At 61.1% G+C, this 24,179-nt stretch carries 23 protein-coding genes; 6 read left to right on the top strand and 17 right to left on the bottom strand.

What is annotated here, in order from left to right; translation table 11 throughout:
• Positions 1-2: 2 nt before the first annotated feature.
• The 7 genes from ACYQ4Z_RS05785 to ACYQ4Z_RS05755 form a co-directional block, all read right to left on the bottom strand.
• Positions 3-749 carry an amino acid ABC transporter ATP-binding protein gene (locus ACYQ4Z_RS05785; protein WP_217125555.1) on the bottom strand — a complete coding sequence of 249 codons (747 nt, stop codon included), beginning with the start codon at positions 747-749 and terminating at the stop codon, positions 3-5.
• Positions 750-752: 3 nt separating this feature from the next.
• A complete protein-coding gene (locus ACYQ4Z_RS05780) occupies positions 753-1,511 on the bottom strand; it encodes an amino acid ABC transporter permease (RefSeq protein ID WP_219971769.1) in 759 nt (252 codons plus the stop codon).
• A gap of 32 nt (positions 1,512-1,543) precedes the next feature.
• Entirely contained in the window at positions 1,544-2,308 is a 765-nt protein-coding gene (locus ACYQ4Z_RS05775; protein ID WP_459860318.1) for an ABC transporter substrate-binding protein, read from the bottom strand.
• Between the two features lie 110 nt (positions 2,309-2,418).
• On the bottom strand, positions 2,419-5,274 hold the full coding sequence (locus ACYQ4Z_RS05770; RefSeq protein ID WP_219971768.1) for a valine--tRNA ligase: 2,856 nt from the start codon (positions 5,272-5,274) through the stop codon (positions 2,419-2,421).
• 31 nt (positions 5,275-5,305) lie between these two features.
• Positions 5,306-5,722 (bottom strand): hypothetical protein, encoded by a 417-nt coding sequence (locus ACYQ4Z_RS05765; RefSeq protein WP_145981800.1) that lies wholly within the window; start codon positions 5,720-5,722, stop codon positions 5,306-5,308.
• Positions 5,719-6,144: a DNA polymerase III subunit chi gene (locus ACYQ4Z_RS05760; protein ID WP_219971767.1), complete on the bottom strand. Its 426-nt coding sequence runs from the start codon at positions 6,142-6,144 to the stop codon at positions 5,719-5,721. Before ACYQ4Z_RS05760 ends, ACYQ4Z_RS05765 begins: the two co-directional genes overlap by 4 nt.
• 9 nt (positions 6,145-6,153) lie before the next feature.
• Positions 6,154-7,704 carry a leucyl aminopeptidase gene (locus ACYQ4Z_RS05755; protein WP_219971766.1) on the bottom strand — a complete coding sequence of 517 codons (1,551 nt, stop codon included), beginning with the start codon at positions 7,702-7,704 and terminating at the stop codon, positions 6,154-6,156.
• A gap of 24 nt (positions 7,705-7,728) precedes the next feature.
• Here ACYQ4Z_RS05755 and lptF point away from each other — a divergent pair, with 24 nt between their 5' ends.
• On the top strand, positions 7,729-8,793 hold the full coding sequence (gene lptF, locus ACYQ4Z_RS05750) for an LPS export ABC transporter permease LptF (RefSeq protein ID WP_219971765.1): 1,065 nt from the start codon (positions 7,729-7,731) through the stop codon (positions 8,791-8,793).
• Entirely contained in the window at positions 8,790-9,881 is a 1,092-nt protein-coding gene (gene lptG / locus ACYQ4Z_RS05745) for an LPS export ABC transporter permease LptG (RefSeq protein WP_219971764.1), read from the top strand. The genes lptF and lptG overlap by 4 nt, the downstream gene beginning before the upstream one ends.
• Before the next feature lie 61 nt (positions 9,882-9,942).
• On the opposite strand, the gene rplS is transcribed toward lptG, so the two are convergent.
• The gene (gene rplS, locus ACYQ4Z_RS05740) at positions 9,943-10,332 is read right to left on the bottom strand and encodes a 50S ribosomal protein L19 (protein WP_119335339.1); all 390 of its coding nucleotides are present in this window, start codon (positions 10,330-10,332) and stop codon (positions 9,943-9,945) included.
• 187 nt (positions 10,333-10,519) lie between these two features.
• On the opposite strand from rplS, the gene ACYQ4Z_RS05735 reads away from it, so the two are divergent.
• Positions 10,520-10,972, top strand: coding sequence for an Hsp20/alpha crystallin family protein (locus ACYQ4Z_RS05735; RefSeq protein WP_438438062.1), 453 nt, complete (start codon positions 10,520-10,522; stop codon positions 10,970-10,972).
• Here the strand turns inward: ACYQ4Z_RS05735 and trmD are convergent.
• The 9 genes from trmD to ACYQ4Z_RS05690 form a co-directional block, all read right to left on the bottom strand.
• Complete coding sequence (gene trmD / locus ACYQ4Z_RS05730; protein WP_219971763.1) at positions 10,962-11,675, bottom strand: tRNA (guanosine(37)-N1)-methyltransferase TrmD; 714 nt, start codon at positions 11,673-11,675, stop codon at positions 10,962-10,964. The genes ACYQ4Z_RS05735 and trmD overlap by 11 nt on opposite strands.
• Positions 11,676-11,687: 12 nt before the next feature.
• Positions 11,688-12,203 carry a ribosome maturation factor RimM gene (gene rimM, locus ACYQ4Z_RS05725; protein WP_217125546.1) on the bottom strand — a complete coding sequence of 172 codons (516 nt, stop codon included), beginning with the start codon at positions 12,201-12,203 and terminating at the stop codon, positions 11,688-11,690.
• A gap of 20 nt (positions 12,204-12,223) precedes the next feature.
• On the bottom strand, positions 12,224-12,472 hold the full coding sequence (rpsP, locus tag ACYQ4Z_RS05720) for a 30S ribosomal protein S16 (protein ID WP_119335336.1): 249 nt from the start codon (positions 12,470-12,472) through the stop codon (positions 12,224-12,226).
• A gap of 62 nt (positions 12,473-12,534) precedes the next feature.
• On the bottom strand, positions 12,535-13,233 hold the full coding sequence (locus ACYQ4Z_RS05715; protein WP_119335335.1) for a hypothetical protein: 699 nt from the start codon (positions 13,231-13,233) through the stop codon (positions 12,535-12,537).
• Positions 13,230-14,813 (bottom strand): ArnT family glycosyltransferase, encoded by a 1,584-nt coding sequence (locus ACYQ4Z_RS05710; RefSeq protein WP_459860317.1) that lies wholly within the window; start codon positions 14,811-14,813, stop codon positions 13,230-13,232. The genes ACYQ4Z_RS05715 and ACYQ4Z_RS05710 overlap by 4 nt, the downstream gene beginning before the upstream one ends.
• Complete coding sequence (locus ACYQ4Z_RS05705; protein ID WP_459860316.1) at positions 14,810-15,856, bottom strand: glycosyltransferase family 2 protein; 1,047 nt, start codon at positions 15,854-15,856, stop codon at positions 14,810-14,812. The genes ACYQ4Z_RS05710 and ACYQ4Z_RS05705 overlap by 4 nt, the downstream gene beginning before the upstream one ends.
• Complete coding sequence (locus ACYQ4Z_RS05700) at positions 15,853-16,698, bottom strand: lysylphosphatidylglycerol synthase domain-containing protein (protein WP_459860315.1); 846 nt, start codon at positions 16,696-16,698, stop codon at positions 15,853-15,855. The genes ACYQ4Z_RS05705 and ACYQ4Z_RS05700 overlap by 4 nt, the downstream gene beginning before the upstream one ends.
• Positions 16,699-16,715: 17 nt before the next feature.
• On the bottom strand, positions 16,716-17,498 hold the full coding sequence (locus ACYQ4Z_RS05695; RefSeq protein WP_170141297.1) for a phosphatase PAP2 family protein: 783 nt from the start codon (positions 17,496-17,498) through the stop codon (positions 16,716-16,718).
• Positions 17,495-18,073 (bottom strand): CBS domain-containing protein, encoded by a 579-nt coding sequence (locus ACYQ4Z_RS05690; RefSeq protein WP_219971756.1) that lies wholly within the window; start codon positions 18,071-18,073, stop codon positions 17,495-17,497. Before ACYQ4Z_RS05690 ends, ACYQ4Z_RS05695 begins: the two co-directional genes overlap by 4 nt.
• 97 nt (positions 18,074-18,170) lie before the next feature.
• Here ACYQ4Z_RS05690 and purL point away from each other — a divergent pair, with 97 nt between their 5' ends.
• The 3 genes from purL (at position 18,171) to nusA (ending at position 24,175) form a co-directional block, all read left to right on the top strand.
• On the top strand, positions 18,171-22,121 hold the full coding sequence (gene purL / locus ACYQ4Z_RS05685; protein WP_459860314.1) for a phosphoribosylformylglycinamidine synthase: 3,951 nt from the start codon (positions 18,171-18,173) through the stop codon (positions 22,119-22,121).
• Between the two features lie 121 nt (positions 22,122-22,242).
• Positions 22,243-22,677, top strand: coding sequence for a ribosome maturation factor RimP (gene rimP, locus ACYQ4Z_RS05680; protein WP_438438058.1), 435 nt, complete (start codon positions 22,243-22,245; stop codon positions 22,675-22,677).
• A 25-nt stretch (positions 22,678-22,702) separates the two neighbouring features.
• Complete coding sequence (gene nusA / locus ACYQ4Z_RS05675) at positions 22,703-24,175, top strand: transcription termination factor NusA (protein ID WP_219971744.1); 1,473 nt, start codon at positions 22,703-22,705, stop codon at positions 24,173-24,175.
• Positions 24,176-24,179 lie beyond the last annotated feature (4 nt).

Below are 24,179 nucleotides of genomic sequence, written 5' to 3'. Positions count from 1 at the left end.
TTTTAGAACCCGTGTTTGACTTGTGCCAGAAACGCGCGTGCGCGTTCGTGTGCCGGATCGTTGAAGAAGCGGTCTGGCGTGGTGTCTTCCAGGATGCTGCCCTGGTCGAAAAAGAGGACGCGATCGGCGACTTCGCGGGCAAATCCCATCTCATGGGTGACCACGAGCATCGTGATGCCGGTGTGGGCCAGTTCGCGCATTACCGTCAGAACCTCATTGACCATTTCGGGGTCGAGGGCGGAGGTCGGTTCGTCGAAGAGGAGCACTTTGGGGTCCATCGCCAGTGCGCGGGCAATCGCCACGCGCTGTTGTTGCCCCCCTGAGAGTTGAATCGGGTATTTGTGCGCGTGGTCGGCCAAGCCCACCCGTTCAAGAAGCGCCATTGCTCTCGTTTCCGCTGCTTTGCGGGCGACTTTACGAATGCGCATCGGTGCCAGAGCGACGTTGCGCAGAACGGTGAGGTGGGTAAATAGGTTGAAATTCTGAAACACCATCCCGACTTCCCGTCGGATGGCAGCCAGGTGCTTCGGATCGTCGTTGAGTTCGATGCCGTCGATGAAAATTTGGCCCGCGTCGTGTTTTTCCAGCCGATTGAGCATGCGCAGGAAAGTCGATTTGCCCGAACCGGAGGGGCCCAAAATGGCGGTGACCTCGCCGGGATAGAAGCGGGCGGTCACCCCTTTGAGCGCGTGAAAAGCGCCGTACCGTTTATGGACGTCGATCGCTTCGATGATCGGGTGTTCGTTCATGATTCAGCGCTTCCGGCCGACGTCGAGCATCTGCTCGATCGCGTTGGTCATGGTGGTAAACGCCGTAGTGAGAATGAGATAGATCGCTCCGACGGTCAGAAACACAGGGATCGGTTGGTAACTTTCGGCTTGGATGCGGTAGCCGACCATCGTGAGTTCGACCACGCTGATCGCGTAGGCAAGCGACGAATCTTTGACGAGCGACGCCAGGTTGTTGGCCAAAGCCGGGAGCGCGATCCGCATGCTTTGGGGCAGGACGATGTCCCAGAAGGTTTGGAAGGGGGAGAACCCGAGCGCTTTTGCGGCTTCGATCTGCCCATGGGGAACGGCAAGGATGCCGGCCCGGACGCATTCCGAATTGTAGGCGCCGATGTTGAGCGAAAGGGCGATTGCGGCCAGGGTGAAGTCAGAGAGCGACCATTCCGCGGGCAAGAGGGTGGGAAGGACCAACCAGACGAACAAGATTTGCAGAAGGAGCGGGGTGCCACGCAGGACCCACACGTAAAACGCGCAGAACCAACGGATCGGTTTGATCGGGGACAGGTTACCCAATCCAACGAGGACACCAAGGACCAGCCCGGCAAGACCGGAGACGACCGTGAGCCCGACGGTCACCCGCGTTCCTTCGGCAAAGAGCTCCGCCGCGGGGCCGATCGGTTCTGGGGCGTAGGAGAGGGGGATCGCCATCCCCCAAAGGAAAATCAACAAACCGATCAGCGCGGTAAAGATCGCTGCGCCAGGATGGTGGCGAATCCAGTCCATGATGAGGTCGAGCTCCGCGCAGGATCAACCGATCACTCGGGGCAGGAGACGTCTTCGCCGAAGTATTTTTGCGACAGGCGTTGGTAGACACCGTTGCGCATGATCGCGGCAAGCCCTTCGTTGAGTTTTTCCTTGAGTTCGGGGTTGTTCTTTTGCAGAATCATCGAGACGCGCTCATAGAAAACTTGTTCGCCAGCTGCCAGGTTGGGATCACCGTTTTTCTCGAGCGTGGCTTTGACCAGAAAACGGTCGGAGATCCAGGCGTCGACTTTGCTGGCTTTGAGCGCTGCGAACGCTTCCGGGTCCGATTTGTAGGTTTTCAGCGCTTTGAGTCCGGGAATTTTGCGTGCGTTTTCGAGGTAGCTGGTGCCAATTTGAACCGCCACCGTTTTTCCAGCCAGCGCTTTGACGGTCAACGGGCCGTCTTTGCGGGCCGCGATCATCCCACCAGCGCAATAGTGCGGGTTGGTGAAATCGACCGCTTTGGCGCGTTGTTCGGTGTACCCGTGCGAAGCGATTGCGAAGTCGTACCGTCCCTGCTGGATTGCAGCGATCTGCGCGTCGAAGGACACCGTACGCCATTCGATGGCAAGCCCGAGTTCTTTGGCGATCGCTTCAGCGAGTTCCACTTCAAACCCTGTGAGCGTTTGTCCTTCGAAGTAGTTGAAGGGGTAGAAAGCGCCCTCGGTGATCGCGTGCAGTTTCCCAGAAGCCTGGATGGTCTGCCAGTCCCGTGCCCATGCTGGGGCAGTCAGTACAGACAATGCGGCAAACACAGTGATCAGCAGGCGCTTCATCGCGGTACCTCCACGCAATCGAACGAACCGCACGATTGTAGTGAATCGGTAAAAACGGGGAAAGCGGGATTTCCCCGCCTTGACAGAAGTTCCTGTTTTTGCTAGCGCACTCAGCGCCGTTCGAGTCTGGCCAGCTGTGCGTCGATCTGGGCCAACTCTTCGGTGAATTTCGCCAGACGTTCGCGTTCTTGGGCAACGACCGCTGCAGGAGCGCGCGTAACGAACGCTTCGTTTGCCAGTTTCCCTTGGGCGCGCGCGATTTCGTTGGTGAGCCGCTGCCGCTCTTTCGTCAGCCGAGCCTTTTCGGCTTCGAGATCGACGGTGACTTCGAGCATCCATTGCCCGCCTGCGGCAACGGCGACTGGGGCAAGGAGTTGCTCAGGCAGTTCGGGAACGACTCGAACCGCAGAGACTCTGGCCAGTGCTTCGATGTAAGGGGCAAACCGCTCGGCTTGCGCGGCGTCGAAGCCGGTGACGAGCAACGGAACACGTTCGCCGGGTTTGAGCCCCATCTGAGTGCGAATACTGCGCACTTCGTTGATGATCGCTTTGAGGTCGGCCACCGCGGCTTCCGCCGCTTCGTCGATACGTTCGGGTTGCGCGACAGGGTAGGGCGCGAGCATGATCGAGTCGGTGGTTTTGCGCGCGGCAACCGGGGCGACGGCTTGCCACAGGGTTTCGGTGATGAAGGGGATCACCGGATGGGCAAGGCGCAATGTCGCTTCCAATACCCGCAGAAGGGTTCGCCGTGTGGCGCGTTGTTGGGCCGCGGTGCCGTTCTTGAGCTGGACTTTCGCGAGCTCCAGGTACCAGTCGCAATACTCGTCCCAGATGAATTCGTAGAGGGTGCGTGCCAAAAGGTCGAAACGGTAGGCGTTGAGATGCTGGTCGGCTTCGTGTTCGGCGCGTTGCAGTCGCGAGACGATCCAACGGTCGACAAACGAAAAGTCGAGGTATTCGCCTTGGCAGGCATTCGGCTGGTGGTCTGCCAAGCCGCAATCGTGTCCTTCGGTGTTCATCAACACGAAGCGCGCGGCGTTCCACAATTTGTTGCAGAAGTTGCGGTACCCTTCGCACCGGTTCAAGTCGAACTTGATGTCACGCCCGGGTGAGGCGAGACTGGCGAAGGTAAAGCGCAACGCGTCCGCGCCGAACGCGGGGATCCCGTTCGGGAATTCTTTGCGGGTGCGTGCCGCGATGCTTTCGGCTTGCTTCGGGTTCATCAAACCGAAGGTGCGCTTTTCGATGAGTGCATCGAGCGAGATGCCATCGATGAGGTCGATCGGGTCGAGTACGTTCCCTTTCGACTTCGACATCTTCTGCCCTTCGGCGTCTCGGATGAGCCCGTGCACGTAAACGTCGCGGAACGGGATTTTCCCTGTGATGTGGGTGGTCATCATCACCATGCGCGCCACCCAGAAAAAGATGATGTCGAAGCCGGTCACCAACACCGACGAGGGGAGGTAGAGGTCGAGCGCCGGGTTCGATTGCGCCGGGTATTCCGGGGTCCAATCGAGGGTCGAAAAGGGCCAAAGCGCAGAGGAGTACCAGGTGTCGAGCACGTCGGGGTCGCGCACGAGCGGACCGGTGTAGCCATCGGCAGCGGCGAGCTCGGCCGCTTCCGTTTCGTCGTGGGCAACCCAAAAGCGCGGGTTCTCTTTGCCCTCGTCTTCGGCTGCGTACCAAGCGGGAATCTGGTGTCCCCACCAGAGTTGGCGCGAGATGCACCAATCTTGGATGTTGGTGAGCCATTGACGGTAGGTGTTGGTCCAGTTTTCCGGGATGAAACGGATTTCGCCGTTGTCGACGACCTCGAGCGCCTTCTGCGCGAGCGATTTGCCGTCGGGCGCAGGCTTGGTGGTGGCGACGAACCACTGGTCGGTGAGCATCGGTTCGAGTACGACACCGGTGCGGTCGCCGCGCGGGATCATCGCGCGGTGGGGTTTGACGTCGACGAGCAGCCCCTGTTCCTTGAGCGCTTCGACCACGCGTTCGCGCGCCACGAAGCGGTCGAGCCCACGGAATGGCTCGGGGACGTTGTCGTTGAGGTGGGCGTCGAGCCGCATGATGTTGATCATCGGGAGGTTGTGGCGTTGCCCCACGGCGAAGTCGTTGAAGTCGTGCGCCGGTGTGACTTTGACACAGCCCGTTCCGAAGGTGGGGTCGACCGCTTCGTCGGCGATGATCGGGATGCGGCGGTTCGCCAGCGGAAGCAGGACCGTTTTGCCGATGAGGTGGCGGTAGCGTTCGTCGTCGGGGTGGACCATCACAGCGGTGTCACCAAAGAGGGTTTCGGGGCGGGTCGTTGCGACGATCACGCCCTCGACGCCATCGACGGGACCGTCGGCAAGCGGGTAGTGGATCGACCACAGGAAGCTGTCTTCTTCCTCCGCATTCACTTCCAAGTCCGAAACGGCGGTTTTGAGCTTGGGGTCCCAATTGACGAGCCGCTTGCCGCGGTAGATCAACCCTTCGCGGTAGAGGCGAACGAAGGTCTGGATCACGACGCGTGATAGCCCCTCATCCATCGTGAAGCGCTCACGGCTCCAGTCGGGAGAGGAACCCAGCCGGCGCATCTGCTGAGTGATGGTGCTGCCCGAGTACTCTTTCCACTGCCAGACGCGCTCCAGGAACTTTTCGCGGCCGAGCTCTTGGCGGGTCAGTCCCTCTTTTTCGAGCAGGCGTTCGACGACGATCTGGGTGGCGATACCGGCGTGGTCGGTGCCAGGTTGCCAGAGCACGTTGTCGCCGCTCATCCGCCGCCAGCGGATGAGGGTATCCATGATCGTCTGGTTGAACCCGTGCCCCATGTGGAGCGTTCCGGTGACGTTCGGCGGGGGCATCAGGATGCAGTAGGCGCGTTTTTTGTCGGGGTCGAAACCCGCTTTGAAGTAACCCGCGCTTTCCCAATGGCGGTAGAGCGGTTGTTCGATCGCAGCAGGATTGAAGCTTTTCTCGAGTTCCATCGTCGTCCGGGTTGCGTCGGTAAAAGGCGAATTATAGCCGGTTGCGCCCGCGCCGTTTTTGCTTGAGCTCCCATTCGAGCCGCGCAAGGACCCGTTCGGTGAGCGCCGTCAGTTCTTCGTGCACGAGCGCTGCGGTGCGTTCGGCAACCCAACGCGCAAACGCTTCGTCATCCTCTTCTGTGGTGAGGGCTGGAGCGTTCATGGCTGGGGCAGACGCTCCGGGTGACGTCGGTGTGGCTGTGGCTGTTTCTGGCGTGGGGGGCGCACCGGAAGGCGCTTGCACGGTTTGGGAAGGCGCGAACTCCGCTTTTTCGGTCAACACCGGCAACGCGTCGAGCGGTACCGGCGGGATTTCCGGCGAGGTAAGCGTAGCGGTGCTTGGGGTTGAACGCAAGGAAGACGCCCATGCGGGTCGGTCGTCATCGGCAAAAGGGGGGCGAACCATCATGGCGTTCCTCGGGCAACATCGACCGCGCAACCCAAAGCGCGGTAGTATCGGTAGCGTTCACGCGCGGGCGCTTTGTCCGCTTCACTGGTTCCGACGATTTCGAAAAGCCATTCGCAGTCCGGGAGCGACGCAAACGCGGCGCGCGCCAAGTTCACCCAAACGGGGCGTGGCGTGGGAACGGTCTCTTCGGCAAGCAGCAAAACGATCGGGGTTTCTGCGGCAATGGGGTCACTCACCCGGACGTTGGGCAGAAAAAACCCCGGACGGGATTCCCACAAAGTTTTGCTGAGCGCCGCCAGTTGTGGTTCGTCTTCGAGACGAACCGCAACCTGGCGGCCACTGCGATAGGCGCGCTCAATGAGGCGCACCGCGGTATCCAGCGGATGGCTTTGATCGGGAAAGAAGCGGACGCGGCACACCATCGTCGCGGGTCAATCGGCCGGTTGGTCCGTTTCGGCGTGCGCCGCATGGGCGCGTTCGGCTTCTTTCAGCAACCAGTGGGTCAGCAGCGGCACCGGGCGGCCCGTTGCTCCTTTCTGTTCGCCGCTAAGCCATGCGGTTCCGGCGATGTCGAGGTGGGCCCACGGGGTGCCCGGTTCGATGAAGCGGGAGAGGAATGCCGCTGCGGTGATCGAACCCGCGTCGCGCCCGCTCGAGATGTTGGGGATGTCGGCAAAACGGCTCTTCAGGAGCTCCTGGTAATCGTCCCAGAGCGGAAGCGGCCAGGCGCGATCGAACGCTTCGTCGCCAGCGGCTTTGAGTTCGGCAAGGAGCGTGTCGTCGTTGCCCATGAGGCCTGTTGCGACTTTACCCAGTGCGATGATGATCGCGCCGGTGAGCGTCGCGATATCGACCACTTTGCTCGGGCGGTAGCGCTGTTGCACATAGGTGAGTGCGTCGCAGAGGATCAGCCGTCCTTCGGCGTCGGTGTTGAGGATCTCGACCGTTTTCCCAGAAAGGGTGGTGACGACGTCACCCGGACGCGTTGCCGTTCCGCCTGGCATGTTTTCGGTGGCAGGGATCACGGCGACGACGTCAAGCGGCAGCGCCATGAGCGCGATCGCTTTCATCGTCCCCAATACCGTTGCTGCACCACACATGTCGTATTTCATCTCATCCATTTGCGCCGCGGGTTTGAGGCAGATCCCGCCGGTGTCGAAGGTGATCCCTTTGCCCACGAGCGCGATCGGTTTGCGTTCCGCTTTCTTCACGCCGCTACCCCGGTATTCGAGCACGATGAGCTTCGGCGGACGCTTGGCTCCGGCCGCAACCGCCAAAAAGGCGCCCATGCCCAGTTTTTCCGCCTCTTTTTTGTCGAGCACGTGGCATTTCAGATCGTGCGCTTTGGCCAGGTTTTCGGCGGTTTCCGCGAGGTATTCGGGGGTGCAGACGTTTGCGGGTAGGTCACCGAGTTGGCGGGTGAGGAGCGCCCCTTCGGCAATCGCGTCCCCTTCGGCAACCGCGCGGTAAAGAGCGTCCGTTGCGGCTTCCGGGATCAGGTGTTCGATGCGGTCCGCGCCTTTGGGCGATTTTGCCTTCGCACTGTTTTCGCCCAGCGTGGCATCGTAGCGGTACTGTGCCTGACGGAACCAGTAGGTGAGGAGGCGCAGCCGTTGCGCGAGCGGCATCTGCGGCAGGTCGACGCTTGCTAAAAGATGCGCAGCCGAGCCGATCGGGCCGTTGGCGAGCGCCGTCGCGACGGCTTGTGCTGCTTTGGCCCATTTTTGCGCGGTGAATTTGCCCCGTTCCCCGAGGGAAACTACCAGAAGGCGTGAAGCCGCAAGGCCAGGAAGATCGGTGTAGCGGAAGATTTGCCCAACGACGTCGCGGTCGACCTCTTGCGCCCACAAGCGACCGAATTTGCCTTTCGTCACTTTGTCGAGCCGTTCCCGATTGGGATCGGTTTCGTCGGTAAAGAGCGGTACGACGAGCGTCGTTGCCGCAATCTTTTCGAAGGGGAGATCCGATATGGTAAATTTCATAAGTTTACTGCTCCCTGTGTTTCTATGAAGGTTTTCGACCGTTCCATTCTAGCTGAGATCGGCCGCACGGCGCTACTCATCGCGGTGGCGCTCACATTGATCTTGACCGCGGTTTCGATGGTGCGTCTGTTGGGTACGGTTGCCGCCGGCGACCTCCCGTCTGATCTCTATCTGCCGTATTTGCCGTGGGCCATCAGTGAGAAGCTGCCGCTCATTGTGACGCTCAGTGCGTTTGCCGCGACCCTGCTTGTGATGCAGCGTTGGGTGCGAGACAGCGAATGGACCGTTTGGCGCGCGTTGGGGGTGTCGCGTTGGTGGTTGGCGGTGCCGGTGTTGGGGTTGGGAATGGTCTTGGCGCTTGGACTCGCGCTCTTGACGACGTGGTTGGTGCCCTTTGCCGAGCAGCAGAAGGATCGTTTGAAAGCTGCGGCACAAGCACGAGACGAGACGCAGACTGTTGCCCCCGGGATTTTTCGCGAGTCGAAGGACGGGCACCGGGTCCTATTCGTCGCTCCGCGCGGCGAGGAGACCGTAGGCCTCTTTTTCATGCGCCAGTGGCAAGCGGGGCGACAAATGATCGTCGTTGCCGATGGTGCGCGCGTCGAAAATCGCGACGATGGCAAATGGGTGGTTTTGGCGTCGGGAGCGCGGTATGAGGAGGGGGCGTCTCCTTTGGCCTTTCGGGTGATCGAATTTCGCGAACAGGCGCTTTGGGTGACACCGCCCAAACCGGTTTCCGAGGTGCAGCGTGTCCGTGCCGTCGCGACCGCGTCCCTGTGGCAGATGGCGCACGAGGGGCACCGGGCGGCGGCAGGTGAGTTGGTGCAGCGTTTCGGCTTACCATTTGCCGCGGTAATGCTGATGGTGTTCGCGTTACCCCTTGCCGAGGCAGAACCGCGTACGGTGCGGGGTGTGACGCTCTTCGTTGCGCTCCTCGTGTTCTTCGCCTATGTCAATCTGTTGTCGCTCGCTCAGGCGTACGTCGTTCGGGGTCGAACGTCCTTTGCCGTGGGGTTCTGGGCACCACACCTGCTCTTTTTTGCGCTGCTGGTGCTTGTTTATCTCTGGCGCATGAGGCGGACGCGATGATGTGCAACCACCTGGTATCGCGTTGGCTGGTCGGGAACATTCTGCGCGGAACCCTTTTGGTCGGCGCGGTTTTTGGCGGCTTGTTGCTCTTTTTCGATTTTCTGGACGCACTGGATCGCTTGGGACAACCCGGATGGACGGTTTTTCGGGTATTGGGGTACGCGCTGTTGTTGCAACCCGGGCGATGGGTCGAAATGGCACCGGTTGCGTTGTTGGTAGGAACGTTGGTCGCATTGGCGCAACTGGCGCGTCATTCGGAATTGGCGGTGTTGCGCACCGTGGGGTTGTCCCCCTATCGATTGTGGCGGCTGGTTGCGATTGCCGCGCTGGCGGTCGCCGCGGCGACGATGGCGCTGGCCGAATGGGTTGTACCGGTGACCGAACGGCTGGCGCGGCAATGGGATGAGGGGATCGGCGTCGATGCGGCGCAGCGTTCGCCGCGACGCGGTTTGTGGGTCCGCGATGGGGACCGTTTCGTGCACATCGGTGCCGTGCGCGACGCGCAAACGATTGGCGATGTCTGGTGGTATCGGCTCGAACCGGGCGATAAACCGCGGTTGCAGGCGATCGATCATGCGCCTGAAGGGATTTACGATGCAGCGCAAGAGGGATGGTACTTTCCCGAGGTCGAGCGGCGTACCTTTCAGGATGACGCAGTCCGTCAGGAAACGCTCCGGGATCACTTCTGGCGTAGTGAGCTCACGCCGGAAACCCTGGCAGTGCTCTGGGTCGAACCGCAGCGGATGAGGCTCGACGTCCTTTACCGCTACATTCAATTTTTGCAAAAGAACGGGGGAGAGAGCAAACCGTTCGAGGCAGCGTTTTGGCGTAAAGTTTTGTTGCCGCTCTTGTTGGTGGTGATGGCCACCCTTGCCGTTCCTTTCGTGATGGGGCACGGCAGAACGGTGCAGTTGGGGTGGCGGGTCTTTGCCGGGACGATGTTGGGCGTGGCGTTTTTCCTGCTCACGCAACTGAGCGACCGAATCGTTGCCGTTTGGGGGGTTTCGCCGTTCGTTTCCGCGCTGCTGCCGCTCCTCTTCTTTGCGTTCTTGGCAATCGCCTTGTGGTGGCGGATCGAACAACGTTGAAGGAATCGTAAAAAAGCCCGCGAACCATTCGCGGGCTTTTTGCGGGATCGAGAAAAACGGGTTAGATGGCGCGCGAGGCTTTCTGCGCTTTGGCGCCAACCAACTCTTTGATACGCGCCGACTTCCCGGAGCGGTTGCGCAGGTAGTAGAGCTTGGCGCGGCGCACGTCACCGCGGCGCACTACTGTGATCGACTCGATGAGCGGGGAATAGAGTTGGAAGGTGCGCTCGACCCCGACGCCGGAAGAGATTTTGCGGACGATGAACGACGAGTTGAGCCCGCGATTGCGTTTGGCGATCACGACGCCTTCGAAGTTCTGAATCCGTGTACGGTTCCCTTCGACGACGCGCGTTGCGACACTCACCGTATCCCCCGCGCGAAAGTTGGGGATGGTCTTACCCTGAGTGAGGCGTTCGATCTCTTCGCGTTCGAGTTGTTCCAACAGGTTCATGATTGGCTCCTTTCGACTTCGTGCCCAGAGCAACCCGAGGGTTGGTGGTGCAGTGAAAAGCCGGAATTGTACCAAAGTGAAACAAAAAGAAAAGCGGGTGCATTCCTTGCTTCGACCTCTTGAAAAGCAGAAGCGTGCACCTAAATAAAAGTCCAGGATTGGGAAAGCAACGAAAGGAGGTGTCACCATGACCACGCGCATCATGCCATGGAATCCGTTTCGGGAACTGGAAGAACTGCAAAATCGACTGGCGGCGTTGATGAGCCGTTCGCTCGTGCCGAGCAGCGAAGGGCAGGAAGCGATGCGGATGGCTGACTGGGCGCCGCTCGTCGATATCGAGGAGAACGAAAACGGCTATCTGATCAAAGCCGATTTGCCAGGACTGTCGAAAGACGACGTCCATGTGACGTTGGAAAATGGAGTGCTTTCGATCAGTGGCGAACGCAAACAAGAGAAAGAAGAGAAAGACAAGAAATATCACCGCGTCGAGCGGGTCTATGGTCGGTTCGTTCGCAGCTTCACGTTGCCCGAAGATGCCGATCCGGATCAGATCTCCGCGCAGTTCAAAGACGGGGTGCTCGAAGTACGGATCGGCAAGAGTGAAGCGGTGAAGCCGAAACGGATCGAAATCAAGGGTTGAATGCGTCTTTGCGATCGTCCAAAAGATCGGGGCGGCAGCGCGCAGTGCGTTCCATCGCTTGCGCCTGCCGCCATTTTTGTATCGCAGTGTGATTGCCTGAAAGCAGTACCGAGGGCACACGTAACCCTTCGAAGGTTTCCGGGCGCGTATAGTGGGGATGGTCGAGTAAGCCCGCCTGGAACGAGTCGCGACGGGCCGATTCGGCATCACCCAAAACACCGGGAAGCAACCGAATCGTGGCGTCGAGTACCACCATCGCCGCGAGTTCGCCACCGCTCAAGACGAAATCACCCAGCGACAGCTCTTCGTCGACCTCGAGGTCGATCACGCGCTGATCGATCCCTTCGTAACGTCCACACAACAGCGTGAACGCCGGGTACTGCGCAAGCCGGTGGGCATCGGCTTGGGTGAAGCGTTTGCCTTGGGGTGAAAGATAGATCACCGGGCCGGTGAAACCCAGCTCAGCATGTTGGGCGGTTTTCGCTGCGCGGATCGCCGCGGTGAGAGGTTCGGGCCGCATGACCATGCCGGGTCCCCCGCCGTAGGGGCGATCGTCTACCTGACGATGGGGGAGCGGGGTGTGGTCGCGAGGATTGTGGAAGACGAGCGTATAACGCCCCCTTTTCGCGGCGCGTCCCGTCACACCGTACTCGGTGAGCGCGGCAAACATTTCGGGGAAAAGGGTGACGATGTCGCAACGCACGAACGGGTCAGATCACCATTCGGGGGACCAATCGGCTACGATTCGCCGCTCGTTGAGATCCACCGTGGGGACATAGGCGCGGACGAACGGGATGAGGTGCGTTTTCTTGTCATTGCGCACGACCAAGACATCGTGCGCACCGGCCGAAATGAGCTCTATCACCACGCCCAACACCTCGCCCTTTGGAGTTTCGACCCTACAGCCGACGAGATCGCCCCAGTAAAATTCGTCGGCTTCGGGTTCGGGCAGTGCGGAACGCGGCGCCCCGACGTACCAGCCACGGTACGCTTCCGCAGCAGTGCGGTCGGAGATTTCCTGAAATTTGACGATCCACCCTTTTCCATGTGGGGTTAGCGCTTCTAAGGTCAGTTGCTGCCACGCATCGAGTGGCGCGCCGCTCTCCGGCGACACCCACCACTGTGGCATTGCCTGCCACGATTCGGGGTCGTCGCCGAAAGGGTGGAGTTTGAACCAGCCTTTGATCGCAAAGGGCGAGGTAAGTCGTCCGAGTACGATGACCTCGCTCATTGCAGCGATACGAAAACGGGTTAGCCAGCGCGGCGGACTTGCTTCACCAAGCGCGCAACGGCGTCAGAAAGCTGCGCCCCTTTGCTTACCCAATAATCGACGCGTTCCAGATTGAGCGACAGCGGCTTTTCGTTGCCAGAGGCCACGGGGTTGTAGAAGCCGACACGCTCGATGAAACGACCGTCACGCCGATTGCGCGAGTCGGTAACGACGACGCTATAGAACGGGCGCTTTTTCGCGCCGCCACGGGCAAGACGAATCACCACCATGAGAGTCGATTCCTAATCGTTAGTTGGGAAAGCAGCGCATTATAACGAAAAAGGCGGGAAAATCAAGAAGGGAGGAGCGCAGCGAACCGTTCGAGGAGCGCGTACTCGATCACCGGGCGACCGTTTTCAGCCGGTAATGCAATATGGACGCCCAAGGGCGTACAAGGTGCGGCGCAGGAAAGCGCATAGAGCCAGTGCGTCGCTTGCGTTTCGTCTTGCCAGCGGCGTGGCGTTGTCCCCAGCGCAGCGAAGCGTGCTTCGAGGGTAGCGGCATCGATGCGGACACTCGGTAGGAAGGTGAGCAGTTGCAACCGTGTTGCCTGTCGCCAGCGGGGGTCGCTCTGGTGCAAGGGGTCGAATTCGCGTCGCAGGTTGCCGCTTGCCGTGATTTCGGCGCCCCGTCCTTCGGCTTCGGCGAGCGCCTGCAACGGTTCCGGCAGTTCGAATTGCAGCAGCAATTTTCCCGTTAGCCCATGGACGGCGAAGTCGGGTACCCAGCCCTCGAGTACGACGGCTTGCCCCGGTCGACGCAGAATTGCCCACTGGACGTCGCTGCCGAGCCGTTTCGCGACCTGTTCGGGCGTGGTGGCGCCCAGCGTCCATCCCATGATTTCCCAATACCCACCGCTTTGTTGAGCGTGCCACGGGGGGGTGGCTTCCCCATCGGCATGTGGGGGCGGCGCGATCCACAGCAGGGTAAGTGTCGTGACTGCCGCGATCGCAACGAACGTCAGGGTGAAACGCAACGGCCGCAGGTTCATGGTGTTCGTTCTCCCAGCACGACGCCACGTGCTTCGTAACGAAGCGTATAAGGGAATTCAGGCAGTCGATCGATCCGAGTCACGAACCACTCACCCGGTTCGGGCGGACGTTTCGGCGTGATCGCTTGACGGTAAAAGCTGAAACTCGGTGCCCGAAGCCCGACATTGACCACCGCTTTCCCCTGCGCGGCAACCGCCGCGCGTTGAATGGGGCCTTGTAGCACCTCCCCGGCCCAGGGTAACAGACGGAACGCCAACCAGAGACACACCACCGCGGCACTCAGGAGAGCGCTGATCTCCGAGCTGAGCAGTGCTTGGCAACGCCAAAACGCAACGATGAGCAGAAGTACCGCACCCGCAGCGAGGTACGCTTCAACGGGCCACGCTTCCAAAGCGCTGGCGGCAAGCGCTTGGTGGAAGGGGGAGAGCCGATCCGAGCGTTGCGCCACTTCGACCAGCAGCGCAGGAAGGGTTGCGGTGATCACGACGATGAGTGCCGCAAGCACGGGGACGGTCGCCAACCATTTCCCACGGGCATGGTCCTGGTGATTGGCGAGCAAAAGGGCGAGCGGCGTGATGCCGTAGAGGGCGTAGTGGGGCAGTTTCGTCTGGGCCAACGAAAAGAAGATCACGACGAAAACCGCCCAGAACCAGAGAAAACGGCGTAGCGCCACGGTGCGGTCGGCCCATATCCGGGTGAGGGCGGGAACGAGCAGGAAGGTCCACGGTGCGAGGAGAAGCGGTGTGACCGCAAGGAAATACCACCAATCGCCGCCGTGTCGTTCCAAGGTGTCGGCAAAACGCTGCACGTTGTGCTTGAGGAAAAATCCTTCGACGAACGCCCACCCTTCACGCCACAACGCGTAACCGTACCAGGGAAGGGCGACCGCAAGGAACACCAGCCAACCGATGGGGTCGCGCAGCATCGTCCAAAATCTGCGCCATTCGCGTTGCGCCGTGCAATAAAGGAGTACTGCCGCTCCAGGAACGAGCACCGCAACGGGGCCCTTGGTGAGAAAGCCAAGCGCCATCCACAAATAGGCACGAATCAGCGGGGCGCGGCGGTGCGACTCGATGTGGCGCCAAGCGTCGAACGCAGCGAGCGCGAGCCAAAGGTTCAACCACGCATCGGCAGTCGCTGCACGACCGATCGCCCACGGGCCGATTGCGGTGGCCAGAATGGTTGCGGCTAGGAGCGCAGGGCGTGCGCCGAAGCGATGCCGGGCAAAATGCCAGGTCGCGAAGACCCAAAGTACCGCGGCGACAGCGGAAGGCAAGCGCGCGCTCCACGTATCGACACCAAAAAGCGCCATCGCTGCTGCTTGCAACCAGTAGATGAGGATGGGTTTGTCGAAACGTGGGGCGCCGTCGAGCATGGGAAAGCCGTAGTCACCACTGGCGAGCATTTCGCGCGTGGCTTCCGCGAATGCCCCTTCGTCTACATCGAAGAGCGGGTACCCCCCCAAATGGGCAAAAAAGACGAAACCAACGACCAGGGAGAGCAGCAAGAGCGCCCAGACGCTACGGACGCGCAGCGACGTTGCCACCGGTTCGGGGCAAAACCCAATCCGTCCGTTCATACGGATGCGACTCCGTGTGCGGGATCGTTCGTTTTCGGTTCGGACTGCGCGGGCTTATGCCACCCCGCTTCGGCATCCGTGGGGGTGATCGTACGCACCTGGTACTGCGTTCGTCGTCCCGATTCGTGATAGACCCGCGTCAGCATCTCGGCAAGCACCCCGGTGGTGAGGAACTGCACGCCGCTCAAAACCAGGAAAAAACCGGCAAGCAGTAGGGGGCGCCCGCCGATCGATTCTCCCAAAAAGAGTTTGACGCCAAAAAGATAGGCCAAGATCAAGCCGCCCAGGGCGGCCACCGCAATGCCGATGCCCCCGAAAAAGTGGCCGGGTCGGGTGCGAAAGCGCATGAAGAAATAGACGAACAACAGATCGAGAATCACGCGAAACGTGCGCGACAGTCCATATTTCGATTGACCGAAACGCCTGGGATGGTGTGTCACCACTTCTTCTGCGATGCGACGCGGGTGCGTGACCGTGGCCATCCACGCCGGGATGAAGCGGTGCATTTCGCCATAGAGTGTGACATTTTTCAGGACACTAGCCCGGTACGCTTTGAGACTGCATCCATAATCGTGCAACTTCACACCGGTAATTCGCCCGATCAGCGCATTGGCCAGGCGCGAGGGGAAGGTGCGCAGCAGAAAGTCGTCTTTGCGCGCTTTGCGCCAACCGGAGACGAGATCCAAGTCTTCAGTGAGCAAGCGGGTGACAAGCCTGGGGATATCCGCCGGGTCGTTTTGCAAATCGCCATCCATCGTGACGATCACGTCGCCGCGCGCTGCGTCGATCCCGGCTTGCATCGCTGCGGTCTGTTTGAAATTGCGTTGCAACGCAACCAGTCGGACGTGGCCGCCGTAGTGTTGTTGCGCTTCGACGATGCGTTCCAACGTGTGGTCGGTCGAACCGTCGTCGACCAAGATCAGCTCCCACGGATAGGGGTAGTTGGCTAAGGCTTCATGCACCCGCGCCACCAACGGCGCGATGTTCTCTTCTTCGTTGTAGAACGGGACCACGATCGACAGACGGTGTTCGGGCAAATTCATTGGTTTCCGATCCAAGCCAAAAACGCCATGAGTGTACTCACGGCCAACAGCAGCAGGTGTGCGGCAAACCCCGCCACGACGCCAGAAGCGAGGGGGATCGCATAAAACGTTTGGCACAGCGCAGCCACTGCCGCCTCATAAGGACCAAATCCGGCAATGCCTTGAACGGGTTGAATCGCCGCGAGTTCTCCGGCCAATGCGCCACCCAACGCTGCGAAACCGTCGAGTGGCAGCAGTGCAGCGAGGAGCCACCCGACCGCCGCGATTTTGACACACCAGTTGGCAATCGTCCAATGCCAGACAGGGTGGGAATGGATAATCGCGATGCGCAGCGCGGCGATGAAGCGTTCAAGCCACGGCCAACGCAACCGTTCCACGAGCGCCAGCCAAAAGGGCAGAAGCAGGAGGGCTACAACGAGGAGTGCGACGATACCCAAACGGACGAACAAGGGGAGTTCAGGCCAGAGAATCGCTGCCAGGAGGATGAGCACCATCAGATCCTGCACGCGCAGCCACAAAAGGGTTGCGGTGGCGCGAACGAGTGGAACCTGGTGGTGTCGCGCCAGGAGCAACGGCAGCGCCATCTCGCCGCTGCGCATCGGCAGGATATTGACCCAGAAGGTATGGTACGCAAGCAGTCGCCAACAGGCAGCAAATGAGAGCGCGCGCAGTTCCGCATGGAGGCGCGCCGCACGCAGCAGGTGGCTTGCGACGATGAGAAGCGCAGGACCAGCGAAATCGCGCAGGTTCCACTGCTGCCAAGGCGCGGTGGTGACCGCGTGGTGGTACTGGTGGAAGAACCACGCCGCCAACCCGACGGTGACGGCGATCGCGACCATCATGCGAACTGCTCGGCCCACTACTGCCCCCCCAAACGCCGTATGGCGCCGACCCACGCCGCGAGCGCAACCACCCAGACGAGCGCGGCGCCGCTGGGATAAATTGCGTGGTCGAAAGGGGCGTAGGCAGCCGTCGCAAGCCCTCCGACGAGCAAAAATCGGGTCGTTTGTGGGGATGGTTCGGGAAAACGGCGAATCAGAAAAGCGGCAACGGTCAAGCCAAAGAGCCCCGCGCCGAGCCCGCCGATCACGTCACTGGGCCAGTGGGCGCCAACGGCGATCCGCGAAAACGCGATCGCGGAAACCAGGAACACGACCCCAGCGCCGACGAGCCATATCCGTGCGGGGGGCAGAGTGCGTTGTCGGCTTGCGAACCGATCACGACGCACGACTAACCCGCAAAGGAGCGCGCCACCCAGGACAACTGCGGTTGCGGTATGACCGGACGGAAACGCGCCGCTTTTGGGAAGCAGGTCGAACCAGACGATCTGGTGGGGATCAAGCACTGCGGCGGGGCGGGGAGCTGCAACTGCTTTTTTGAGGCCGTGGACGACGAGCGTCGTGGGAAAAGCTGCAAGTGCTGCGAGCCACAACGGCCGCATCGTCCACGGGGTGACGGCAACGAGCAGCGCCACCGCGACGCTCGTCGCACCCAGATTGGTGAGCGTTGTCCAGAGGGAAGCGGGTAGCCCCGCCGCGCCCTCGTTGAGGACGCGAAAGAGCGTCTCGTTTGCCGGAAGGGTCGCCAGCCCGTACCCGCTCCCCAAAAAGAGCAGCGCCAAGAGCAGGAGCGAGCGGATCACTTCAATTCGGCTTCGATTTCGGCAAAAGTGCGGGCTTTTACCAGGATCGGCACTTCAGTACCGAGCTGGCGCGCGATTTGGGTCGAGGAGAAGATGCCGCGAATCACCCATTCGCCGTCACGGTTTTCGACGACCAGCGTATGTTGGCGTCCCAAGGCTTGGAGCGTCGCGACGATATCGGCGACGGTTGCGCGGCTGACCTGCTCGAAGGTCAGCGCATCCATCTTCTCGATCGGGGTCATGATATCCCCGACACGAACCTCCGTGGGGGCCAGATTGTTGTCTTGCGCGAAACGCAGTGGCTTTTCGCCCAAGATATCGGCAGCGGTGAGAATGCCGACGATTCGTCCCTCTGCGTTGAGGACCAGTACGGAACGCACGCCACGGCGGATCATCCGCTGCTCGGCGTCTACCACCGACTCTTCCGGGGTGGCGACCACCGGCGGTGTCCGGGAAAAATCGGTCAGCACCTCGATTGCGGGCGCGTCGAGCGTCGCGGGTTGATCGGCGCGCGGCGGTTGCAACAGAAAGGGCTTGTGGGGGAACGGGATCGGTTGCAGCGCTTTTCCAGTCATGAGAGTCTCCTTGTGTGCCGAGCGTATTCTCATTGTAGCGAAAGAACCGCGTACAATTGCGGTTGATCGCAACGGACTCTGTGAAAGGCGTTTCGGCATGCCTGCTTCTGCAATGACGATTTGGCATTTCCTTGGTTCCCGAACCTGGTCTGCGGCGCGCGAAGCGAGCGCGAGTGCGCGCGTATCGCGTGCGTTGGGCACCCGTGTGACGCTGACCGCGTACGCGTGGTATTGGCTCGAAATGGCGCCGGACCACGGGGATGAGACGTCGTTGGATGCGCGTTTGGCCCAAATTTTGCAGGGAGAACGGCAAAAAACGCCTCGTTGGAGCGAAGGATTCCTGGTGGCGCCGCGGCTGGGGACGATCTCACCGTGGTCGTCGAAGGCCACCGAAATCCTGCACCAGTGTGGGTTGACTGCGGTGAAGCGCATCGAACACGGTACGGCGATTCGTGTTACCGAATGGGGCAGCTTGACCGACGAGCAACAAGCCGGAGTCGCTGCCTTGCTTCACGATCGGATGACGCAATCGATCCTGAAGGACCCCGAGACAGGAGAGGCGCTCTTTGCCCATTATTCCCCGAAACCGCTCGCCACCGCGCCGGTGATGAGCGAGGGGCGTGCCGCGATCGAACGGGCGAACCGCGAATGGGGGCTTGCCCTGTCCGAAGACGAGATCGATTACCTCTTCGCCGCTTTCACCGAACTGGGGCGCGATCCCACCGACGTCGAACTGACGATGTTCGCGCAAGCCAATTCGGAACATTGCCGTCACAAGATTTTCAATGCCGAGTGGGTAATCGACGGTCGGCCGATGGCGCAGTCGCTTTTTGCGATGATCCGGGATACCCATGCGGCGCATCCGGAGGGCACGGTGGTCGCGTACGCCGACAACGCGGCGGTCTTCACCGGACGGACCGTGGCGCGGTGGTTTCCGGATCAGGACGGGGTCTGGCGCGCGCACGAAACCACTACCCATTTTTTGGGCAAAGTCGAAACCCACAACCACCCCACTGCGATTGCTCCCTATCCGGGTGCCGCGACTGGGGCGGGCGGCGAGATTCGTGACGAAGGGGCAACCGGGCGGGGCGCCTCGCCGAAAATGGGGCTCTCGGGTTTTACCGTCTCGAACCTGCACTTACCCGATTTCGTCCAGCCGTGGGAAAAACCCTACGGCAAGCCCGATCGGATCGCGTCGCCGCTCGAGATCATGATCGAGGGGCCGCTTGGCGCCGCGGCGTTCAACAACGAGTTTGGGCGTCCCAATCTGTGTGGCTACTTTCGGACGTTCGAACGTGAAGTCCAGGGCGAGGTGCGCGGCTACCACAAACCGATCATGATCGCAGGCGGTTTAGGAGCGATCGCAGCGGAACAGAGCCACAAAGTCGGCTTTGCCCCCGGAACGCTCCTGGTGCAGTTGGGTGGACCGGGGATGCTCATCGGTCTCGGGGGCGGTGCGGCTTCGTCGATGGCGACGGGCGCGAACGACGCGGAACTCGATTTTGCGTCGGTGCAACGTGACAACCCGGAAATGCAGCGCCGCTGCCAAGAGGTGATCGACCGTTGTTGGGCGCTGGGGGCAGAGAACCCGATTCTCTCGATCCACGACGTGGGTGCCGGGGGGCTTTCGAACGCCCTTCCCGAACTGGTCGATGGGGCGGGACTGGGCGCTGCGATCGAGTTGCGCGAGGTGCCCATCGAAGAGCCCGGGATGAGCCCGCGTGAAATCTGGTGTAACGAGGCGCAAGAGCGGTACGTGCTGGCGATCGATCCGACGCAACTGGAGCGGTTCGCGGCGATTTGTGCCCGGGAACGGTGCCCGTTCGCGGTGGTTGGCGAGGCGACCGAAGATGGGATGCTCCGGGTACACGACCGCCTTTTTGGCAACGATCCCGTAGCGCTCCCGATGGAAGTTCTGCTTGGCAAACCACCGCGCATGAAGCGGGTGGTAGCCAGCCGAACGATCTTCTTGCCGCCGTTCGATCTCACTGCGATCGACGTGCGCGACGCGGTGATGCGCGTCCTGGCGCATCCGGCAGTGGCAAGCAAAAAGTTCCTGATCACGATCGGTGACCGCACCGTCGGTGGCTTGACCGCGCGAGACCAACTGGTGGGGCGTTGGCAGGTGCCGGTTGCCGACGTCGCGGTGACCGCTGCCGATTTCATCGGATTTGCCGGTGAGGCGATGGCGATGGGCGAACGCACGCCGGTAGCGATCAACGATCCTGCGGCGTCGGTTCGGCTTGCGATTGCTGAAGCGGTCACCAACCTGGGGGCTGCGGACGTGCGCGGACCGCTCACCACGGTGAAGCTCTCTGCAAACTGGATGGCCGCTGCAGGGCACCGCGGCGAAGATGCCAACATCTACCGTGCCGTGCAGGCGGCGCGTGATTTCTGCGTCGCGTCCGGTCTCGCGATCCCCGTCGGCAAAGATTCGTTGTCGATGAAGACGGTCTGGCAAGACCCCGAAACGGGGGAAGCCAAAACGGTGATCGCACCCGTTTCCCTGATCTGTACCGCTTTTGCCGCGGTCGCCGACATTCGGCGGACCCTCACCCCGGTGCTCGATCGCGACACCCCCGAAACCGAACTGCTGCTGATCGACTTGGACGGCGCACGCAACCGCTTGGGTGGCTCGATTTTTGCGCAGGTGTTCGATTCGCAAGGAGAAACCCCCCCCGATTGCGCGCCGGAAACCCTCGTGGCGTTCTGGGAAGCGCTGCAGGCGCTCAAAGCCAACGATCTGATCCTGGCCTACCACGACCGTTCCGATGGCGGTCTGTTGGCGACCGCGGCCGAGATGATGTTCGCCTCAGGGGTGGGGGTGACGCTGCAGCTCGACACCCTGGCGTATGACCGCGCCACGCACGACATCGACTACACCAAGCGCAACGACACGGTGGTTGGGCGGCGCAACGACGCGGCGCTTGCCGCGCTATTTAGCGAAGCGCCGGGTGCACTCGTGCAGATTCGGCGCAGCGATCGCGATGCGGTGCTCGCGATTTTGCAGAAATATCGGCTGACGTTCCATTTCGTCGGAACCCTCAATACCTACGACGAATTGCGGATCTGGCTGGAAGGAGCGCTCCTCTTTCACGAGAAGCGAACCGCGCTGTGGCAGCGTTGGAGTGAAGTGAGCCGGCGCATCGCGCGCTTACGGGACGACGAAGCCTGTGCCGAATCGGAATTCGAGGCGTTGGGCGATGCCCAAGATCCGGGGCTTCATTGCGTGCTTACGTTCGACCCCGATGAAGATCCCGCTGCCCCGTTCGTCGCCACCGGCGTGCGTCCGCGGGTTGCGATCTTGCGCGAACAGGGGGTAAACAGCCACCGTGAGATGGCCGCTGCATTCGACGCGGCAGGATTCGAGGCGGTCGACGTGACGATGAGCGACCTCATTGCGGGGCGGCGCCATCTCAGCGATTTCGTAGGGCTTGCCGCGTGTGGCGGGTTTTCATACGGCGACGTGCTGGGCGCCGGGCGTGGCTGGGCTACGGCAATCCTCTTCAACGACGCGCTGAAAACGCAGTTCAGCGAATTTTTTGCCCGTCCGGACACCTTTGCGCTCGGGGTCTGCAACGGCTGTCAGATGATGGCGCACCTGGCGCCGATCATCCCGGGAGCGGAACACTGGCCGAAGTTCGTCGCGAACCGTTCCGAACGGTTCGAAGCGCGTTTCGCGATGGTCGAGGTATTGCCCAGCCCCTCGATCCTCTTTACCGATATGGCCGGGGCGCGGTTACCGATCGTCGTCTCGCACGGAGAAGGGCGTGCGCATTGGGAGGATCCGGAGCGGCAACACCAAGCGTTGGCAACGATTCGCTACATCGACCATTATGGCCGCGCCACCGAGCGCTACCCGTTCAACCCGAACGGCTCGCCGGGCGGGCTCAATGGCTTCACGACAGCGGACGGACGGTTCACGATTTTGATGCCGCACCCGGAGCGGGCCTTCCGAACGGTGCAGTGGAGCTGGGCGCCAGAGGGGCTCGGCGAGAAAAGCCCCTGGTATCGGCTCTTTGCCAACGCGCGTCGCTGGGTAGGCTAGCCTTTTGTCGCGATTTGGGTTATCATAATAGAGATTGTCGAAGTGGCTGACTGCCGCTTCGCCGTTTCCGTCTCTTTTTCGGAAAATGGGCGATAACGCCCATTTTTTGTTTGTGAGTCTTATGAACCTGGAACAGATGATCGAACGCGTAGCCGAAGGGCTTGGCTACGAGCTGCTGGATTTGGAATTGAGCCCGCGGGGGCGGCTCATCCGCGTCTTCATCGATGCGCCCACCGGGATCACGCTCGACGATTGTGAGCGGGTGAGTAACCAACTGCAGCACCTCTTCGAGGTCGAAGGGGTCGACTACGACCGTTTGGAGGTCTCTTCCCCCGGGCTCGACCGGGTGTTGAAAAAACAGGCCCATTTTGCCCGGTTCCTGGGGGAACGGGCACAGTTGCGTACCCGGGAAGCGATCGACGGGCGGCGCAATTTCGTAGGGCAGATCGCCCAGGTTACCGACCAATCGGTGACCCTGATGCTGGACGACGGCGTCGAGGTCGTGATCGCGTGGGAAATGCTGGACAAAGCGCGCTTGGTGCCGCGCTTCGAATGAAAAGAATGAAGGAAAGGACGTTGCGATGAGTCGGGAAATGTTGCTTTTGGTCGATGCGTTGGCGCACGAAAAAAATGTCTCGAAGGAGGTGGTTTTTTCCGCGCTCGAAGCGGCGCTTGCTTCGGCCACGAAAAAGCATCTGCATGAAGACGCCGACGTACGGGTCGAGATCGATCGCGAGCACGGCACCTATCGCGCGTGGCGCCGGTGGCTGGTGCTGCCCGATGCCGAAGTCAAGAACGACGAACGGGAAATGGGACTGATCGACGCCCGCGAGCTCAAGCCAGACATCAAGCCGGGCGACTACTACGAAGAAGAGATCCCAGTGGTCGAGCTCGGACGAATCGGCGCGCAAACCGCGAAACAGATCATTTTGCAAAAGATTCGCGACGCGGAACGCGAGCAGATGCTCAAAGAGTTCCTGGAACGCGACGATCGCCTGGTCACCGGCGTGATCAAGCGCATGGAGCGTGGGAACGCCTTCGTCGAGATCGGGCGGTTGGAAGCGCTGTTACCGCGGGAAGAGATGATTCCGCGCGAAGTGTTGCGCGTCGGTGACCGCGTGCGGGCGGTGGTCAAACGGATCGACCGTCAGGGGCGCGGGCCCCAGATCATCTTGTCGCGCAGTTCGCCCGAATTCGTCGTCGCGCTCTTCGAATTAGAGGTGCCGGAGATCGAAGAAGGGATCATCGAGATCAAAGGGTGCGCACGCGACCCGGGCCTACGCTCGAAGATCGCCGTCCATTCGCATGATCCACGGCTGGACCCGGTGGGGGCGTGCGTCGGGATGAAAGGGACGCGCGTGATGGCGGTGCGGCAAGAGATCGCGATGGAGCACATCGACATCATCGTCTGGTCGCCGGATCCAGCGCAATTCGTGATTGCTGCGCTGCAGCCCGCAGAAGTGGTTTCGATCGTCGTTGATGAAGAGAAGCACGCGATGGACGTCGTGGTCGATGACGCCAACCTGGCGATCGCGATCGGTCGTGGCGGGCAGAATGTCAAGCTAGCCTCCGAGCTCACCGGCTGGACGATCAACTTGATGAGCGAATCGGAGTCGCTCGAACGCAAAGAGGCGGAGCGACAGGCGTTGCGCCAGTTCTTCATGGAAAAACTCGACGTCGACGACGATCTGGCCGATCTGCTGATCGACGAAGGGTTTACCACGCTCGAAGAGGTCGCGTACGTTCCGATCGCGGAAATGCTGGAGATCGAAGGGCTCGATGAGGAGATCGTGCAAGCGTTGCGTGAGCGCGCGCGCAACGCGTTGCTTACCGACGCGATCGCCGAAGAGGAGGCGATCGAGAAACTGGAGCCCGAGTTGTTGGCATTGGAAGGGATGGATCGTCAAATCGCGGTCAAACTGGCCAAATCCGGCATCGTCACGCGCGACGATCTGGGCGAGCTGGCAACCGACGAATTGGTCGAGATCACAGGGATCGACGCTGACCGGGCCGCATCGCTGATCAGCCAGGCGCGCGCCCACTGGTTCGAATAAGGGA

The organism is Hydrogenophilus hirschii, from assembly GCF_054656675.1.
The sequence above is the reverse complement of the archived record's forward strand: the minus strand, read 5'-3'. Positions and strand labels throughout refer to the sequence as shown.

Coding starts and splice junctions, on each gene's coding strand:
- rpsP (WP_119335336.1), bottom strand. CDS start 12,472: ATGGTGGTGATTCGTCTTGCCCGTGGCGGCGCGAAAAAGCGCCCGTTC.
- ACYQ4Z_RS05770 (WP_219971768.1), bottom strand. CDS start 5,274: ATGGAACTCGAGAAAAGCTTCAATCCTGCTGCGATCGAACAACCGCTC.
- ACYQ4Z_RS05705 (WP_459860316.1), bottom strand. CDS start 15,856: ATGAATTTGCCCGAACACCGTCTGTCGATCGTGGTCCCGTTCTACAAC.
- ACYQ4Z_RS05780 (WP_219971769.1), bottom strand. CDS start 1,511: ATGGACTGGATTCGCCACCATCCTGGCGCAGCGATCTTTACCGCGCTG.
- rplS (WP_119335339.1), bottom strand. CDS start 10,332: ATGAACCTGTTGGAACAACTCGAACGCGAAGAGATCGAACGCCTCACT.
- ACYQ4Z_RS05735 (WP_438438062.1), top strand. CDS start 10,520: ATGACCACGCGCATCATGCCATGGAATCCGTTTCGGGAACTGGAAGAA.
- rimM (WP_217125546.1), bottom strand. CDS start 12,203: ATGAGCGAGGTCATCGTACTCGGACGACTTACCTCGCCCTTTGCGATC.
- ACYQ4Z_RS05755 (WP_219971766.1), bottom strand. CDS start 7,704: ATGAAATTTACCATATCGGATCTCCCCTTCGAAAAGATTGCGGCAACG.
- ACYQ4Z_RS05775 (WP_459860318.1), bottom strand. CDS start 2,308: ATGAAGCGCCTGCTGATCACTGTGTTTGCCGCATTGTCTGTACTGACT.
- rimP (WP_438438058.1), top strand. CDS start 22,243: ATGAACCTGGAACAGATGATCGAACGCGTAGCCGAAGGGCTTGGCTAC.
- ACYQ4Z_RS05715 (WP_119335335.1), bottom strand. CDS start 13,233: ATGAACCTGCGGCCGTTGCGTTTCACCCTGACGTTCGTTGCGATCGCG.
- lptG (WP_219971764.1), top strand. CDS start 8,790: ATGATGTGCAACCACCTGGTATCGCGTTGGCTGGTCGGGAACATTCTG.
- nusA (WP_219971744.1), top strand. CDS start 22,703: ATGAGTCGGGAAATGTTGCTTTTGGTCGATGCGTTGGCGCACGAAAAA.
- ACYQ4Z_RS05690 (WP_219971756.1), bottom strand. CDS start 18,073: ATGACTGGAAAAGCGCTGCAACCGATCCCGTTCCCCCACAAGCCCTTT.
- ACYQ4Z_RS05785 (WP_217125555.1), bottom strand. CDS start 749: ATGAACGAACACCCGATCATCGAAGCGATCGACGTCCATAAACGGTAC.
- ACYQ4Z_RS05760 (WP_219971767.1), bottom strand. CDS start 6,144: ATGGTGTGCCGCGTCCGCTTCTTTCCCGATCAAAGCCATCCGCTGGAT.
- purL (WP_459860314.1), top strand. CDS start 18,171: ATGCCTGCTTCTGCAATGACGATTTGGCATTTCCTTGGTTCCCGAACC.
- ACYQ4Z_RS05700 (WP_459860315.1), bottom strand. CDS start 16,698: ATGATGGTCGCGATCGCCGTCACCGTCGGGTTGGCGGCGTGGTTCTTC.
- lptF (WP_219971765.1), top strand. CDS start 7,729: ATGAAGGTTTTCGACCGTTCCATTCTAGCTGAGATCGGCCGCACGGCG.
- ACYQ4Z_RS05710 (WP_459860317.1), bottom strand. CDS start 14,813: ATGAACGGACGGATTGGGTTTTGCCCCGAACCGGTGGCAACGTCGCTG.
- ACYQ4Z_RS05765 (WP_145981800.1), bottom strand. CDS start 5,722: ATGATGGTTCGCCCCCCTTTTGCCGATGACGACCGACCCGCATGGGCG.